The 15734-nt window shown below is 71.9% G+C and carries 15 protein-coding genes; 6 read left to right on the forward strand and 9 right to left on the reverse strand.

The genetic code is table 11. The annotated features are described in order from the left end of the window. Positions 1 to 3: 3 nt before the first annotated feature. A complete protein-coding gene (locus ACYQ77_RS32275) occupies positions 4 to 2472 on the forward strand; it encodes a transglutaminase family protein (protein WP_459717974.1) in 2469 nt (822 codons plus the stop codon). 153 nt (positions 2473 to 2625) lie between these two features. Here ACYQ77_RS32275 and ACYQ77_RS32280 read toward each other — a convergent pair whose 3' ends face one another. After that, positions 2626 to 3141: an N-acetyltransferase family protein gene (locus tag ACYQ77_RS32280; RefSeq protein WP_459717977.1), complete on the reverse strand. Its 516-nt coding sequence runs from the start codon at positions 3139 to 3141 to the stop codon at positions 2626 to 2628. Between the two features lie 39 nt (positions 3142 to 3180). On the opposite strand from ACYQ77_RS32280, the gene ACYQ77_RS32285 reads away from it, so the two are divergent. Next, positions 3181 to 3735: a helix-turn-helix domain-containing protein gene (locus ACYQ77_RS32285; RefSeq protein WP_459717979.1), complete on the forward strand. Its 555-nt coding sequence runs from the start codon at positions 3181 to 3183 to the stop codon at positions 3733 to 3735. Here the strand turns inward: ACYQ77_RS32285 and ACYQ77_RS32290 are convergent. Both ACYQ77_RS32290 and ACYQ77_RS32295 read right to left on the reverse strand, forming a co-directional pair. Next, positions 3732 to 5294, reverse strand: coding sequence for an aldehyde dehydrogenase family protein (locus ACYQ77_RS32290; protein ID WP_459717981.1), 1563 nt, complete (start codon positions 5292 to 5294; stop codon positions 3732 to 3734). The two genes, ACYQ77_RS32285 and ACYQ77_RS32290, sit on opposite strands and share 4 nt — an antisense overlap. 144 nt (positions 5295 to 5438) lie before the next feature. Beyond that, entirely contained in the window at positions 5439 to 5843 is a 405-nt protein-coding gene (locus ACYQ77_RS32295; protein ID WP_459717984.1) for a DUF3040 domain-containing protein, read from the reverse strand. 217 nt (positions 5844 to 6060) lie between these two features. Here ACYQ77_RS32295 and ACYQ77_RS32300 point away from each other — a divergent pair, with 217 nt between their 5' ends. From ACYQ77_RS32300 to ACYQ77_RS32310, 3 genes are read left to right on the forward strand one after another with little or no spacing between them, the layout of a single operon-like run. After that, entirely contained in the window at positions 6061 to 7068 is a 1008-nt protein-coding gene (locus tag ACYQ77_RS32300; RefSeq protein WP_459717986.1) for a PHP domain-containing protein, read from the forward strand. Positions 7069 to 7077: 9 nt separating this feature from the next. Then, on the forward strand, positions 7078 to 8874 hold the full coding sequence (locus tag ACYQ77_RS32305) for a DUF2207 domain-containing protein (RefSeq protein WP_459717989.1): 1797 nt from the start codon (positions 7078 to 7080) through the stop codon (positions 8872 to 8874). Further along, positions 8868 to 9620 carry an SIR2 family NAD-dependent protein deacylase gene (locus ACYQ77_RS32310; RefSeq protein ID WP_459718536.1) on the forward strand — a complete coding sequence of 251 codons (753 nt, stop codon included), beginning with the start codon at positions 8868 to 8870 and terminating at the stop codon, positions 9618 to 9620. Before ACYQ77_RS32305 ends, ACYQ77_RS32310 begins: the two co-directional genes overlap by 7 nt. Here the strand turns inward: ACYQ77_RS32310 and ACYQ77_RS32315 are convergent. Beyond that, complete coding sequence (locus ACYQ77_RS32315) at positions 9613 to 10005, reverse strand: hypothetical protein (RefSeq protein ID WP_459717992.1); 393 nt, start codon at positions 10003 to 10005, stop codon at positions 9613 to 9615. The two genes, ACYQ77_RS32310 and ACYQ77_RS32315, sit on opposite strands and share 8 nt — an antisense overlap. A 55-nt stretch (positions 10006 to 10060) precedes the next feature. Here ACYQ77_RS32315 and ACYQ77_RS32320 point away from each other — a divergent pair, with 55 nt between their 5' ends. Beyond that, positions 10061 to 11017 (forward strand): penicillin-insensitive murein endopeptidase, encoded by a 957-nt coding sequence (locus tag ACYQ77_RS32320; protein WP_459717994.1) that lies wholly within the window; start codon positions 10061 to 10063, stop codon positions 11015 to 11017. A gap of 9 nt (positions 11018 to 11026) precedes the next feature. Here ACYQ77_RS32320 and ACYQ77_RS32325 read toward each other — a convergent pair whose 3' ends face one another. The 5 genes from ACYQ77_RS32325 to ACYQ77_RS32345 all read right to left on the reverse strand — a co-directional run bounded on the left by ACYQ77_RS32325 (position 11027) and on the right by ACYQ77_RS32345 (position 15693). Continuing rightward, positions 11027 to 11401 carry a hypothetical protein gene (locus tag ACYQ77_RS32325; RefSeq protein ID WP_459717996.1) on the reverse strand — a complete coding sequence of 125 codons (375 nt, stop codon included), beginning with the start codon at positions 11399 to 11401 and terminating at the stop codon, positions 11027 to 11029. Beyond that, positions 11401 to 12423, reverse strand: a complete 1023-nt coding sequence (locus ACYQ77_RS32330; protein WP_459717999.1) for a PPE domain-containing protein — start codon at positions 12421 to 12423, stop codon at positions 11401 to 11403. The genes ACYQ77_RS32325 and ACYQ77_RS32330 overlap by 1 nt, the downstream gene beginning before the upstream one ends. Further along, positions 12416 to 12736, reverse strand: a complete 321-nt coding sequence (locus ACYQ77_RS32335) for a hypothetical protein (RefSeq protein ID WP_459718001.1) — start codon at positions 12734 to 12736, stop codon at positions 12416 to 12418. The genes ACYQ77_RS32330 and ACYQ77_RS32335 overlap by 8 nt, the downstream gene beginning before the upstream one ends. Next, positions 12733 to 13215, reverse strand: a complete 483-nt coding sequence (locus ACYQ77_RS32340) for a YbaB/EbfC family nucleoid-associated protein (RefSeq protein ID WP_459718004.1) — start codon at positions 13213 to 13215, stop codon at positions 12733 to 12735. Before ACYQ77_RS32340 ends, ACYQ77_RS32335 begins: the two co-directional genes overlap by 4 nt. A 1206-nt stretch (positions 13216 to 14421) precedes the next feature. Then, positions 14422 to 15693 (reverse strand): DNA polymerase IV, encoded by a 1272-nt coding sequence (locus ACYQ77_RS32345; RefSeq protein WP_459718007.1) that lies wholly within the window; start codon positions 15691 to 15693, stop codon positions 14422 to 14424. Positions 15694 to 15734 lie beyond the last annotated feature (41 nt).

Raw genomic sequence — 15734 nt, forward strand, 5'->3', positions numbered from 1 at the left:
AACGTGACGACTGCAACCCCGACACGGCCGCCGTCGGGCGCACCGGCTCCCGACACGCCACCGCCCCCCGGCGGCGAGCTGACCTCGGCGCAGTGGTCGATGACCGTGACGCCGGTGGTCGCGGCCGTCACCGTGCTCTGCGCGTCGCTCGCACTGTCCGGCGTCATCGAGGGGCTCCGCTGGTGGGGCTACGCGGGTGTCGCCGTCACCGTCGTGACCGCGGTCGGCCTCGGGTTGCGGGCCGCGCGGACCCCGATCCTGCTGGTGGGGCTCGCGCAGATGTTCGCGCTGCTCTGCCTGCTCGTCGCGTTGTTCACCGACGAGGGCGTCCTCGGCGTCCTGCCGGGCCCGGACGCGCTGGCCCAGTTGGGCACCGTGCTGCAGACATCCGTCGAGGTGGTGCGGACCGGGGTGCCGCCGGTGCCCGCGACCCAGGCCCTGCTGTGCCTCGTGGTGATCGCGATCGGCCTGGTCGCCGTGCTCGTCGACACGCTCGCCGTGTCCGCGGGCACGCCCGCCGCGAGTGGGCTGGTCCTGCTGTGCGTGTACGCGGTGCCCGCGTCGCTCGCCGACGAGATGCTGCCGTGGTGGGCGTTCGTGCTGGGTGCGCTGTCGTTCGCGGCGCTGCTCGCGGTCGACGGCGCGCACCGCCACCAGCTGTGGCGCAACCGGCCGACCGTCCAGGGCACCAACGGCGGCCTCGGCGGGCCCGCCGCGCTGGTGGCGGGCGCGGTCGCGGTCGCGTTGTTCGCGGGCGCCACGATCACGTGGATCGGCACCGTCGGCCAGCTCCCCGGCGGCGACAACGGCGGCGGCGAGGGCGGCCTCGGCCTGAACCCGTTCACGTCGCTGCGCGGCATGCTCGACCAGGAGGGCAACGTCGAGCTGTTCCGGATCACCGGGATGGACGTCGAGGGCGGCGCGCCCTACCTGCGCGCCATGACGTTGCCGGTGTACGACCGCAACGGCGGCTGGCGGCGCGACAACGAGCGGGAGCTGCCGAGGGGGGTCGAGGCGGCCGGGCGGCTGCCGCTCCCCGACGGCGCGAACCCGCCGGACCCCGACGACATCAGCGAGATCCAGGTCGAGCCGGTCAACTCGCGCGACTACTGGGCGCCCGTGGCCGGCATCCCGGTCGGGCTGTCCGGGCTGCCCGACGACATGCGCTACGACGCCGAGAGCGGCATGGTCTACGGCGAGTCCCGCCGCGAGCTGCCCACGTACATCGAGGAAGCCGTGCTCACCCCGCCGACGCCCGCCGACCTGGCCGGCGACGGGTTGTTCACCGCGTCCGGCGAGATCCCGTCGATCTACCTGCGTGCCGACGGGCTGCCGCAGCCGGTGGTCGAGCTCGCGCAGCGGCTCACCGCGGGCAAGTCGTCGACCTACGAGAAGGTCAAGGCGGTCAAGGGTTACTTCGCCACCACCAACGGCTTCCAGTACGACACCGAGACCGCCACCGGCGCGGACGAGAGCGCGCTCGAGGACTTCCTGTTCCGCAGCAAGCGGGGCTACTGCGAGCAGTACGCGTCGGCGATGGCGATCCTGTTGCGGGCGGCGCAGATCCCGTCGCGGGTCGCCATGGGCTACACCGGCGGGTACGCGAACGGCAATTACCGGACGATCACCACGCAGAACGCGCACGCGTGGGTCGAGGTGTACTTCCCGTCGTCGGGCTGGGTGATCTTCGACCCGACCCCGCTGTCGGACGGCACGACCTACAACCCGCCGTACATCTCCGACACCGGCGTGTCCGGGCCGGAGGACGACCCGGAGAACCCGAGCCAGACGTCCGCGGCGCCGACCGCGTCGAGCGCGCCGACCGGCACGCCGGAGGACGAGGAGACCACCGAGGCCGGCGCCGGTGGCGGCAACCAGCAGGAGCAGTCACCCGCGCTGTGGATCTGGGTGGCGATCGCGGTGGTCCTGCTGTCCGCGGTGGTGCTGACCGCGCTCGTGGCCGCGGCCCGCGGCAGGCCGAGGCGGCGTGGCATGTTGCTGCCGCTGGCGGTCGTGGCGTGGGCGCTGGCGCTGGTGTTCGTCGCGGCGCTCGTGTCGTGGTGGCTCGCGCTGCTGGTGGTGGTCCTGCTGATCGCGGCAGCGCCGGGTCTCGTCCGGGAGCGCAGGCGCCTGGCACACCGGCACGACGTGCACACGAACAGCCCGGCGGCGGCCACGTCGGCGTGGCAGGAGCTGATCGCCGAGTCGCGCGACCGCGGCATCGAGGTCAGCAGCACGGAGACGGTCCGCACGGCGGCCCGCCGCATGGCCCGCGAGCACTCCCTCGACGACACGGGCAGGCGCGCCCTGCGCACGGTGGTCGGCGAGGTGGAACGCAACTGGTACGGCGGCCAGCCCCAGCCCGACCCGTCCCTGGCCCCCGCCTACGACAACCTGATGGAAGGCATCCGCCGCAACTCCCCCCTGAACTGGCGAGCCAAACTCCTCCCCCGCTCAGTCCTCCGCCGCTAACCCCGCCCGAACACCGCGAGTCACGCTCTCGCGCACACCGAGTTGGACGTTTCGTGCCGATCATGGTCGGCCGCAGCTCCCCCATGATCGGCACGAAACCGACAACTCGGTGTGCCTGCGAGCGTGACTCGCGGTGTTTGAGAGCGTGACTCGCTATGTCTGGGGGCGGGACTCGCGGGGTTTCAGGGGGCGTTGGGTCCAGGTGACGTCGTGCCAGTTGTTGTGTTTCCAGCCGATTCGGCGGTACGTGCCGATCAGTTCGAAGCCCATCTTGTGGTGGAGGGCGGCGCTGGGTTCGTTGGGTTGCGTCATGCCTGCCACCGCCATGTGGTAGCCGCGGGCCGCGAGGCGGGCGAACAGTTCCGTGTACAGGGCGCGGCCGACGCCGCCGCGGTGGTGGTCCTGCGCCACATACACGCTGACCTCGCACGAGTACCGGTACGCCGCGCGTGACTTGTACTCGCCGCCGTACGCGTACCCGACGACGCGGCCGTCGTCCTCGGCGACCAGCCACGCGTGCGTCGTGCGGGCCTTCTCGATCCGGGCCGCCATCTCCGTCTCCGTCGGCGGGTCCAGCTCGAACGTGATCACCGTGTCCCGCACGTACGGGGCGTAGATCGCCGCACAGGCCGCGGCGTCTCCGGCCGCGGCAGCGTCCCTCACGAACATGTCGAAGATAGTAGACAGAGCATCCACTATTGTGAAGCCGTGACCGACCTCAGCACTGCGATCGCCACCACACTGCAGGAGGCCCGCCTGGCACGCGGCCTGTCCGGCGGCGCGCTGGCCGACCGCTCCGGCGTCTCCCGCGCCATGATCAGCAAGATCGAACGGGGCGAGACCCAGCCGACCGCCGTGCTGCTGTCCCGGCTCGCCGCCGCGCTCGGCATGACCCTCTCCGAGCTGGTCGCCCGCGCGGAGCAGGACCAGAAACGGCTGGCCAGGAAGGACGACCAGCCGATGTGGACCGACCCGGAGACCGGTTACGTCCGGCGCGCGGTGTCCCCGGTGCCCGGCGGGCCGCTCGAACTGGTCGAGGTCGAGCTGCCCGCCGGCGCCGAGGTGGCCCAGCCCCCCGAGTCGTACGCGCTGGCCCACCACCAGATCTGGGTCCTGGACGGGCACCTGGTCTTCCGCGAGGGCGAGGTCGAGCACGACCTCGGCCCCGGCGACTGCCTGCAGCTCGGCGCGCCGCAACCGTGCGCGTACGTCAACCGGAGCGACGCGCCGTGCCGGTACCTGGTGGTGCTCGGCAGGCGCTAGACGGCCGGGTAGCGGTTGTAGTCCGGGAAGTTGCCGTACAGCAGCTCGTCCGCCGGCCCCTGCGTGACCGCGTGCACCAGGTGCTCGCCGCCGACGAACGCGCCCTTCCACGACCCGCCGCGACCGCCGAACGGCTCCTCGCGGTCACCGCGGGAACGGGGCTTGTTCACGCCGACCTTGAACGCCTGCACGTGCTCGGCCAGCTCGGCCGCCAGCTCCTCGTCGTCGCACGCGATGCTCGCGACGAGCGCACCGTTGGACGCGTTCATCTGCGCGAGCAGCTCGGCCTTCGTATCCACGACGACGATCGTGTCGACCGGCCCGAACGGCTCCTCGTGCATGAGCCGCGCCGCGCCGGGCGGGGCGAGCAGCGTGGTCGGGGCGACGTACGCGGACGTGTCCTGGCCAGGCAGGAACCGGCCCTGGTCGAGCGACCCGCGGTACAGCGGCACGGCGCCGTGGTGCAGTGCCTCGTCGACCCGCTTGGCGAGGTCGCGCGCCTTGGTCGCGGAGATCATCGGCCCGAAGTCGAGCACCGGCAGCTCCCCGGACTCGTCCACCGCGAGCGGGTGGCCGAACTTGATCGACTGCACGACCGGCAGGTACGTCGCCAGGAACGAGTCGACCAGGTCGCGCTGCACCACGAACCTCGGGTAGGCGGTGCACCGCTGCTTGGCGTACTCGAAGCCCTTCTTGAGGTGCGCGGCGAGGCCGTCCCAGTCGGAGAACTCCCAGATGCCCCAGCAGTTGAGGCCCTCCTGCTCGAGCATGTGCCGCTTGCCGGTGTCGACGAGCTGCGCGGCGACCTTGCCGCCGTTGTCGCGGCCACCGACGAACGCGAGCGCGCCGATCTCCATCGACCGCACCAGCGCGCCGGAGAGCTTCGAGCCGTCACCCGACAGCAGGGTGACCGGCAGGCCGGCGTCGTTCATGAGCGCGTGCGCGACCGTGAGGCACACCGCGCCGCCCTGCGTCGGGGTCTTCGCGACCACCGCGTTGCCGGCCAGCAGCTGCACCAGCTCGGCGTGCACGAGCACCGACATCGGGTAGTTCCAGCTCGCGATGTTGGACACCGGGCCGGGCAGCGGGGTTCGCTCGAACGGACGGCCGTGCGCGTCGGTGGCGAGCATGGCGTCGACGTTCTCGAGGTACCAGCGGACGCCGTCGAGCGCGCGGTCGACGTCGGCGCACGCGAGCTTCCACGGCTTGCCGATCTCCCACGCGAGCAGCAGGGCCAGGTCGTCGCGGACGTCGGTCATCGCGTCGACGGCGGCGGTCACGCGTGCCTTGCGCTCGGCGAGCGGCACCTCGGCCCAGTCGCGGTGCTGCTGGTGCGCGGCGGCGACGGCCTTCAGCGCGACGGGTTCGTCGATCTTGGACAGCTGCCCGATCGTGGACTGGTCGACCGGCGAGACCATCGGCGAGCGTTCGCCGCCGTCCTGCCAGCGTCCCTCGTACAGGTTCCTCAGCCGGTCACCGGCGAAACCGTCGGGCGCCACCTGGGCGACCCGCTCCGCCAGTCGGGTCCACTGTGCGTGCTCCGGGATGCGCAAGGCCACGGCCTACCTCCATCGCTGAGACGAGAGCCCCTTGGCCGATGGTGACTGGCAGGCTTCGAGAAGTCATCGAAGGTGCGTCGCACGTCACGCACGAAAAAGGTCGCCGGATGCCGTGCGGCACCCGACGATCCGGACATTCTTCGGTTACGGTCCGTCTTCGAACCGCTTGCGGAAGCGGTCCTCCATGCGTTGCGAGAATGAGCTTCGGCGCGCCTTCGGCGAGCCTCCGCCACCACCGCCCTCGGCGCCCTCCTCGCTTTCCCCGGCTCCATTTCGCATGGCGGAGAGCGTGAGCAGCGCACCGAAGAACATGACCAGGAAGCCGAGCAAGCTGACTACCGGGACACCGCCAGGCTTCAGCGGCAGGATGACTCCGAGGACCAGAAGGGCGACACCCAGCACGAACAGCGCGATGCCCTGCAGGCGTCGGCGTCGTGAGGGGCGGCGCAACCGCGCGCCCCGCACGCTGGATGCGAACTTCGGATCCTCGGCGTAAAGCGCACGCTCAATCTGGTCGAGCAGTCGCTGCTCGTGCTCGGAGAGTGGCATTCGTTCCTCCTCCGGCACAGCGGTCGCGAGCGCCGGGCGATCACGGGTCTTTGGCCGCCGGACCCGGCGGGCGCCCCACGGTGGGGACGTCACCTCCAGGATACGAGCCGCGAGGCTCCGCGACTACCCGATCCGGAATCATGGTCGTATGCATCAGCAAAACCCGGCCTCCCACGAGTCTGTCACGAGCGCCGACGGCCCCCGCCGGGTGGGTTGAGTGGAACCGGCCACAGCGCTGCGCCAGATCGCGTTCCTGCTGGAGCGCGCGGCGGAGCCGACCCACAAGGTGCAGGCGTTCCGGCGGGCCGCCGCCGTCGTCGACGGGCTGCCCGACGGCGAACTGGCCGAACGCCTACGTGCGGGGACGCTGACCGCGCTGCCCTCGATCGGCAGGACGACGGCCGCCGTGATCACCGAGGCCGCGCGCGGCGAAGCACCCGCCTACCTGCAGCGACTGCTGGCGGGCGGGCTCGAACCGGTGGCCGGTGGCGAGGCCATGCGCGCGGAACTCAGGGGCGACTGCCACACCCATTCGGACTGGTCGGACGGCGGCAGCCCGATCAGGGAAATGGCGGAAGCCGCCATCCTTCTGGGTCACGACTGGATGGTCCTGACGGACCACAGCCCCCGGCTCACGGTCGCGAACGGGTTGAGCGCCGAGCGGTTGCGTGAGCAGTTGGACGTCGTGGCGGCCCTCAACGAGGAGCTCGCGCCCTTCCGGATCCTGACCGGCATCGAGGTCGACATCCTCGACGACGGCGCCCTCGACCAGCTGCCGGAACTGCTGGCCAGGCTGGACGTCGTGGTCGGCAGCGTGCACTCGAAGCTGCGGATGGCGAAGGACGAGATGACCGACCGCATGCTGGCCGCCGTCGCGAATCCGCACCTGGACATCCTCGGCCACTGCACGGGCAGGCGGGTGAAGGGCAGGCCGCGGCCGGAGTCGGAGTTCGACGCCGCGGCGGTCTTCGCGTCGTGCCAGGTCAACGGGGTCGCCGTGGAGATCAACTCCCGGCCGGACCGCCTCGACCCGCCGCGGCGGCTGCTGAGCCTGGCCCACGAGATCGGCTGCCTGTTCGCCATCGACAGCGACGCGCACGCCCCCGGCCAGCTGGACTGGCTGCCGTTCGGCTGCGAACGGGCCGAGGAATGCGGAATTTCACCCGATCGGGTGATCAACACATGGTCGGCGGAACGCCTCTTGGAGTGGACCGCCGAACACTAGGGTTCCGCTGTGCTCGTCACCTCGTTCACCAGGCGCCGGCGGTCCGCCACGATCGGCGCGGCCGTGCTCGCCGGGGTCGTCCTCGCTGCGGTCGCCGGGTTCGTCACCTACTTCGGGCTCAGCGAGGAGCGGATCCGCCACTACGCGGTGGACGTGGCCGTCCAGGAGGACGGCTCCGCGCTCGTCCGGGAGACCATCGACTACGACTTCGGCAACAACTCCCGGCACGGGATCCTGCGTGACTTCCCCGGCTACGGCGTGCCCGGCGGCACCTCGGACGAGGTGCTCTCCGACGTGCGGGTGCGGTCGGCGTCCGCGCCCGCGGGGTTCGAGCTGACCGACGACGTGTCCGCGGTGATCCGAGTGGGTGACCCGGACACCGAGATCAGCGGGCTGCACCGGTACGTGCTCGAGTACCGGGTCACCGGCGCCACCGACGGCGACCGGTTCGGCTTCGACATGATCGGCACCGGCTGGGACGTCCCGGTGGACGAGGCCGACCTGCGCATCACCGGCCCGCGCAGGCTCACCGACGTCGGCTGCCACCGCGGCTCCGCGTCCAGCGAGACGCCCTGCGAGACCTTCCGCCGCGACGGTGACGCGCTGACCGCACACGTCACCGGCCTGGACGAGGCGCAGGGCGTGACGATCGACGGCACCATGGCCGGCGCGCTCGCCGGTCCCGTCCGCACGGCGCTGCCCGACGACGTCGATCTCACCGAGGGCCGCTCCTACTGGACGGTCATCTGGCGGGTGCTGGGCATCGGCGGCGCCGCGTACCTGCTCGGGATCGTGCCGCCGCTGCTGTGGGCACGGCGGCGGGGCCGCGACCGCGCATGGGCGGGCGGCGGTGTCGACGCCGTGTTCGGCGGGCCGGGCATGGCGGCCGCGCCGATCGCCGACACGGCCGCGGAGCGGCAGGTGACCATGCAGTTCGAGCCGCCGCGCGACCTCACCCCCGCGCAGGGCGGGGTGCTGCTGCACGAGAAGGTCGAGAAGCACCACCAGGTCGCGTGGCTGACGCAGCAGTCGATCGACGGCTGGTTCGCCATCGAGGGCGACGGCAAGCGGTTGCGCTGGACCGCGGGCGACGACCGGTGGGCGTCGGCGCCCGTGCCGCTGCGGAAGATGTTCAACCGGCGGGCGAAGGTCAAGCTCGGCAAGTACGACCGGTGGTTCGCGGAGGGCTTCAGGCTGGTCGCCGACGAGCTGAAGCACTGGCGGTCGACGTGCGAGCTGTGGGACCACGCGGCGGAGAAGCGGAACCGGCGCGTGGCGTGGTGGGTGGCGGCGCTCGCGGTCGTCGCCGTCCTCGCGGGCGTGGTGGCGTTGTTCCTGACCGGCAGGTTCCTCGACGTCGCGTACCTCGCGGCCGGGGTGTCCGGGTTCCTCGCCGGCGCGGGCGTGAGCATGGTGCTGAATGCGGACGAGCTGCCCATCCGCACGCCGGCGGGGTTCGCGCGGCGACAGCTGGTCGAGGGCTTCCGGCGGTTCCTCGCCGCCTCCGAGGGCCGGCACGCGCGGGCGGCGGCCGAGCGGGGCGAGCTGCGGTTGTACTCGGCGTGGGCGGTGGCGCTCGGCGAGCTGGACCGCTGGAACAAGGCGATGGCGGCCGCCGCGCTGCCGCCCGCGACCTCGGGGGTCGCGGAGACCGCGGCGTACGTGGCGCTCAGCTCCACCGTCGACACGGCGACCTCGGCGCCGTCGACGAGCGGCTCGTCCGGCGGCGGATACTCGGGTGGTGGGTACTCCGGCGGCGGCGACGTCGGCGGGGGTGGCGGCGGAGGCGGAGGAGGCAGCTGGTGAGGGAGCCGGACGAACTGACCGACGGCATCGCGGTGGTGTCGGCGGCGAGGCGGATCACCGTGCTGTCCGGCGCCGGCATCTCCACCGACTCGGGGATCCCGGACTTCCGCGGGCCGAACGGGTTGTGGACGAAGGACCCGAAGGCCGAGCGCCTGTCGAGCTTCCAGGCCTACGTCGGGGACCCCGAGGTGCGGCGCGCGTCGTGGCAGGCGCGGCTCGCGCACCCGGTGTGGCGGGCGGAACCGAACGACGCGCACCGGGCGCTGGTGAAGCTGGAGGCGGCCGGGCGGCTGGTGTCGCTGGTGACGCAGAACATCGACGGGCTGCACCAGCGCGCGGGTTCGACGTCGGTGCTGGAGCTGCACGGCTCGATGCGGGAAACCGTGTGCCTGCAGTGCAACGAGCACCGGCCGATGGCCGAGGCGCTCGAACGCGTCGCTGCCGGCACGCCCGACCCGACGTGCCGCGTGTGCGGCGGCATCCTCAAGTCGGCGACGATCTCGTTCGGCCAGCCGCTCGACACCGACGTGCTGATGGCCGCCCGCGACGCGGTGCTGTCGAGCGATCTCATGCTGGCCGTGGGCAGTTCGCTGTCGGTGCAGCCCGCGGCCGGTCTCGTCGGGCTGGCCGCGCAGGCGGGCGCGGCCGTCGTGATCTGCAACGCCTCGGAGACGCCGTACGACGACCTGGCGACGATCGTGCTGCGCGGCCCGCTCGGCGAGGTGCTGCCCGCGCTCGTCAGGTGACGCGGACGCCGGCCGCGCGCAGCGCGTCCTCGACGCGGAGCCGTTCCACCTCGCGGTCGATGCCCTCGCCGACGACGTCGAGCCGGTGCGGCACGTCGAGTGCCGCGCACGCCTGGACGAGCAGGGCGTCGTAGGCGTCCCGGGTGGCGCGGCGGCGGACGGCCGGGGTGCCGGGCGGGAACTCGGCGAGGGTCCGGTGCACGCGGCGCAGGTCGGCGGCGAGCCGCTCGATGGGCGGGCAGGCCGGTTCGGGGCCGCGTCGGCGCCTGCGCAGGTAGGCGCCGACGGCGTCGACGGTGGTGGGCACGCGCAGCAGGACCCAGAACAGCAGCGTCGGGGCGATCACGACGACCACCAGCAGGATCAGGTTGCCGACGGGCACCATAACTGGGAATGCTACCTCGTGGATTATTGACGAGAACTCGTTACAGTTTGTTACTGTGCGTCGAGTCCTCGTCACCCTGTTCGCCGTGCTCGCCGTGTTCTGCTCCGGCGCCCCGGCCCACGCCTATGCCAACGCCTTCTTCCACACGCAGAGCTCCGGCAACCGCGGTGTGGACGTGCTCGCGATCCAGCACCTGCTGACCCACCACGGCCACGCCGTCACGGCCGACGGGATCTTCGGTTCGGCCACCACCACGGCGGTCCGGGCGTTCCAGTCGGCCCGCGGCCTCGCCGTCGACGGCATCGTCGGCCCGGCGACGTGGGCCGCGCTGGTGCCGCAGATCAGCCAGGGCGCGAGCGGTCCAGCGGTGCGCGCGCTGCAGGTGGAGCTGAACGAGAAACGCAGGCTGTCCCTGGCGGTGAACGGGGTCTTCGACGCCGCGGTCACCACGGCCGTCCGCGACTTCCAGTCCCACGCGGGCATCGGCGTCGACGGCGTGGTCGGCCCGACGACGTGGCGGAACCTGGTGTGGCACTACGGATATCCCGACATGTCGGCGGGTTTCTGCGACCAGGACCCGGACGGCAACGGCACCGCGAACTGGGCCACGGCCGCGTCGGTCGCCCAGCTGGAACGGGCCGCCCGCACGTTCGCCGCGACGGGCCAGGGTCAGGTCCCGCTCGGCGACGCGGGTTTCGAGCACGGCGGGTCCATCCCGGGCCACTCCAGCCACGCGGTCGGCATGGACGTCGACGTGTGGCCGATCCGCACCGACAACGCCCAGTGCACGGCGGGCCGGATCACCTGGCAGTCGACCACGTACGACCGCGCCGCCACCCGCGCGCTGGTGCAGGCCATCCGGTCCGCGGCCCCCGGCCACGTGCGGCTGATCTTCTTCAACGACCCGGTCCTGATCAGCGAGGGCCTGACCACGCAGTACGCCAACCACGACAACCACCTGCACGTCCGCTACTGCGAACGCGTGCACCCGAACAGCCTCTACACCTGCTGACCGGGCCCCTCAGCCGTGCTGGGGGTCCTGACGCCGGGCGAGCGCGTCGTTCACGAACTCCCGGATCTCCTCGGCGGCGAGCCGGAACATGAGCACCTGCCGTTCCGACGCGCCTTCGCCTTCGATCGCCCGGACGCGTGCGTCCACGGCGTCCGCGGCGCCGAGCAAGCGTGCCCGGGCTGGTCCGACCTCGTCACCCCGGGCGTCCCGGAACGCGATCAGCGCCGCCTCGGCCTGGGCCCACATGGCGCGCTGCTCCTCCGACATCCTGTCGGTCGTCATCCGCCGGTCCGGGGACGAGCCACCGTTCTTCCGGCCAGACATGATCAACACGACGAGGAGGAGCACCACCAGCCCCGCCCCGGCCCACACGATCCAGGTCATCAGCGACCGTCTCCCGTCGTGCCGTCGACGGCCGGGTGGCCGGGTGCGCTCTCGTCGACCCGGCCCTGCCCGTACTTCGTCGGTTCCTTGAGGATCTCCATGCCGACCTGCTCGGCCAGACCGCCGACCGCGTCGGCGCCCGCGGTCCGCACTGCGTACTCCCCCACGTCTCGGGCCTGCCCGAGGATCTGGTCCACGTGCTGGTTGTGGACCTTCGCGACCAGGTGGGAGTTCTGGTGTACGCGGGACATCCGCGCGGCGCCCGCGACGGAGATCCGCATCTGCCGGATCTGGTGCCCGACTTCCGTGAAGATGTTCCCGCTCCGCTTCAGCAGGTCCCAGGCGTTCCTGAGCGCCTGCTGCAGCTTGCGCACCAGGTCGGCGATCGCGGCGCCGGTCCGCTGTACCTGACCGGCGATCTCACCGGACGCCGCGAGGGTCGCGGGCGGCGGGTACCGCAGGACGATGCTGATCACCTTGCCGATGCCGTCGGTGATCAGATCCCGCACGATCGAGCGGACGACGGTCAGCAGGATCTTGTTGCGGTTGATGAGGTTGGCGGTGGCCGCGGCCGCGCCGGCGGCCGCGTTGAACAGGTCGACGCGGTCCGCGCAGAACACCCGGTACTGGTCCACGGCCGGGCCGGACCAGCCCGCGGTGTCGGTCGTGCTGTACCCGGTCAGCTCGTCCGCCGCGGTCCGCAGCTCCGCCGCGATCCCGGACCACGTCTCGGCGGCGACGGTGAGCTGCTCGGAGTCACAGGTCAGCCAGTCCAGCCAGACGTTCAACGGGTCGAAGAACTCGATCACCCAGCCGAGTCCCATGCTGGCGAGCTTGGCCACCGGATCCACGATCACGTCCCGGACGGTCAGTCCGGCGGACAGCAGGCTGGTCAGCCCGGCGGCCCACTGGCCGCTGTCCACCTGGTTCACGAGATCGACGGCGTCCTGCACCAGTCCCGAGCCTTCGGCCCAGGAAACCTTGTCCTGTGCGGCGGCGACGATCGGGTTGCCGTCAGGCATCGTCGTCTCCGATCACGCGGAACATGGCGACGAGGTCCAGTTCGTTGGTGGCGAGATCCTTCCGCCACGCGTCGACGTTGTCGTGGTGGACGTTGCTCGCGTCGAGCACGACCTGGAGCGTGTCCGCGCCTTCCTGTTGCGACCGGATGCACGCCGCGGCGAGTTCGCCACCGAACACGCCGAACGCGTCCGGTGTCAGCGTCGCGCGGGCGGCGTCCCTGGCGGTGCCGATGCGGTCGACCAGAGCCGCCAGGTGCTTGCGGTGGACGTCCATCGCCTCGACGTCGATGTGCACGCCGTCCGGCCCGGTCATCGGAGCAGCCCCCGATCCGAGAAGTCGGAGTCGTCGCCGGACGCGGGCCGCCTGCGTGGCGGCCGGGACGGCGCGGTTGCGTTGTCCGCGCCGAGTCGCATGGCCCGGCGGTGCCCACGCGGCGGCTCGGGGGGCGGGGCCGGGTAGGCGCGGCGGTACTGGTCGGTCAGTTCCGCCATCAGGCCCGCACCCACGGTGGCGGGGATCGTGCGCTGGACGGCCTCGACGAGCCTGCTCTGCGCACGGCGCATGGTGACCATGATCGCCGCGGCCAGCTCCGGCCCCTGCCGGGTGCCCGGGGCGATGCGCAGGTCGGTGACGTTGCCGGAGGCGTTGACCGTGACGGTCACCTGGCCGTCGCCGGAGCGTTCGGTGACCGAGGTCGCCGTCAGGCCGGCACTGACCTGCTCCGCTTTGCGCTGCACTGCTGCCAGCCTGGCCTCGTAGTCGGCGAACAGCTGTTCTGGGTCGATCGTCACGGTGGCCTCCCCCAATCACGGACCGCGCACCGAGACTAGCCCGGTACGCCCCCGCGCCGTGGCGAACCGGGGGATTCCGCTGCCTGGCCGCGGGCCCGCGGGCGCGTACCGTGACGCGGGCAGGCTGACGCGGGCCGAGGTGACGAGCGCAACGCGGCGGCCGAGGCCGCGCAACGGAACGACGAGATCGACGCCGTGTTCGCCGTCCCCGCCTCCGGTTCACTGTGGACGGTGATACGGGGTGTGCAGGCGTGGCCGGCGGCGTTGCTGCTCACGTTGGCGCTGTCGTCACGCAGGAAGCGTGTGGTCTCCGGGGTGGTGAGCTAACGGACTTGGGTCGAGCGGGAGGAACCGTTCACGGCGAGGCGGCGGCTGCCCGCGTCGCGGGTTGTCGCCGGGGATGGTGTCCGGGACCGCGGTGCCCACCAGAGCGGACTGGGTTCGATCTTGCCGTTGGTTCTCGGGGTTGTCGCAGGATCGAATCCGACGCAGGCGAGGCAAGATTCTCGCCGAACACGGTGCCCAACAGCGGACCACCTCAACGGTCCCGGTGCCGGCATTCGGTCTCGCCCTTGGCTTCGGGCCAGCCGCGGCGGTGGCAACTTCGCCCGGCGTGCAGCCTCCCAGGCGAAGCGAGGTGCCCGTCAGTGGCAGTGCAAGACACAGGGCGGACCACCTCAACGGTCCCGGTGCCTGCGTTCGGTCTCGCCCTTGGCTTCGGGCCGGCCCCGGCAGTGGCGGCTTCTCGTCGGCCTGACTCCGATGCAAGCGACGTGCGACATGGCGCAAGGCCGCAGCGCCCAACAACGGACCACCCTCAACGGTTCCCCGTGCGTGCGTGCGGCCTCGCGGTGGCGGCTTCTCAGGCAGGGGTGACCCAGGCGGTGCGAGATTCTCGCCGGGCACGGTGCGCAAGAAGGCAACGCCCAACAGCGGACCGCCTCAACGAAGCCGGTACTGCGTCCGATCCCGCCGTCGGCTTCGGCACGTCCGTGGTGGCTTGTCGTCGTGGGCAATTGATGGCGGTGCGAGGGTCGTGCCCGCCGGCTGTCGTTGCGGAGCGGTTGTGTGGTCTTGCCGTTGGTGCGCGGGTTCTCCACCTCGGCATCGCGGCTGCGGTTCGCGGCGGGCCGCAGCGCGCGCAGGAGGGAGAACACTGGCGTCACGTTGTCGATGTGGCGATCGTCGGCAGGTGGTTGGTGTCGGTCAACCTTCCTCTCTCTTGCGGCTCGGCTCCGCGGTCTTGGTCAGCAGTGTCGCCGGGCGGATGGCGGCGCCGCCGAACTTGGCTCTTGCCAGGTCGGCTGCCTGGTCGGCGTCGCGCCAGCCGCGTTCCGGGGCGTCCAGCAGCAGTTGCTGGCCGCCGGACGTGGTCTCCTCCAGTTGTTCCACCCGCACGCCGATCAGGCGGACAGCGCCCGGTGGGGTCTGTTCGTCGAGCAGGCGGCACGCGGTCCGGTAGATCTCCTGGGTCACGTCCGTGGACACCGGGAGGGTGCGGGACCTGGTGATCGTCGTGAAGTCGCCGAAGCGGACCTTGATGGACACCGTGCGCCCGCGCAACTCCCGGCGGCGCAGGGTGGCCGCCGTGCGTTCGGACAGGTGCAGCAGCTCCTGCTTGAGCACCTCGCGGTCGGTCTGGTCGACCTCGAACGTCTCCTCCGCGCCCACCGACTTCTCCGCCGACTCCGGTACGACCGCGCGGTTGTCGTGGCCGTTGGCCAGCGCGTGCAGGTGCTCGGCCGCCGCCACGCCGACCGTGCGCTTGAGGCGGGCGAGCGGCGTCGCGGCCACGTCCGCCACCCGGTTCAGCCCGACCGACGACAGGCGTTCCGCGGTCTTCTTGCCCACGCCCCACAGCGCGGACACCGGCAGCGGGTGCAGGAACTCGAGGACGTCCGTGCGCGGCACCACGAGCATCCCGTCCGGCTTCGCGAGGCCGGACGCGAGCTTCGCCACGAACTTCGTCGGCGCCACCCCGACCGAGCACGTGATGCCCCACTCCGCCGCCACGCGGGCACGGACCTGCTCGCCGATCTCCCCCGGCGTCATCCGCAGCCGCCGCAGCGCACCCGCGACGTCCAGGAACGCCTCGTCGAGGCTGAGCGGCTCCACCAGCGGCGTGATCTCCCGGAAGATCGACATCACGCCCGCCGACGCCGCCGTGTAGAGGGCGAAGGTCGGCGGTAAGAAAACCGCGTGCGGGCACAGCCGCCGGGCGTGGGCCGTCGGCATGGCCGACCGCACGCCGTACGTCCGCGCCAGGTAGTTGGCCGAGCTGACCACCCCGCGGCCGCCCGTGCCACCCACCACGACCGGCTTGTCGGCCAGCTCCGGCCGCTCCCTGATCTCCACGGACGCGAAGAACGCGTCCATGTCCACGTGCAGGACCGGGCACCCGGTGTCGTCCGGCCACCGCCCGTCCCGCGCCTTGTAGCGATCCACCAGCCCGCGTGGCAGATCCCCGCTGCGTCCCATGGGTGCAGCTAAGCAGAGGCCACCGACAATCGACGACCGAA

This window comes from Actinophytocola sp. KF-1, assembly GCF_054661535.1.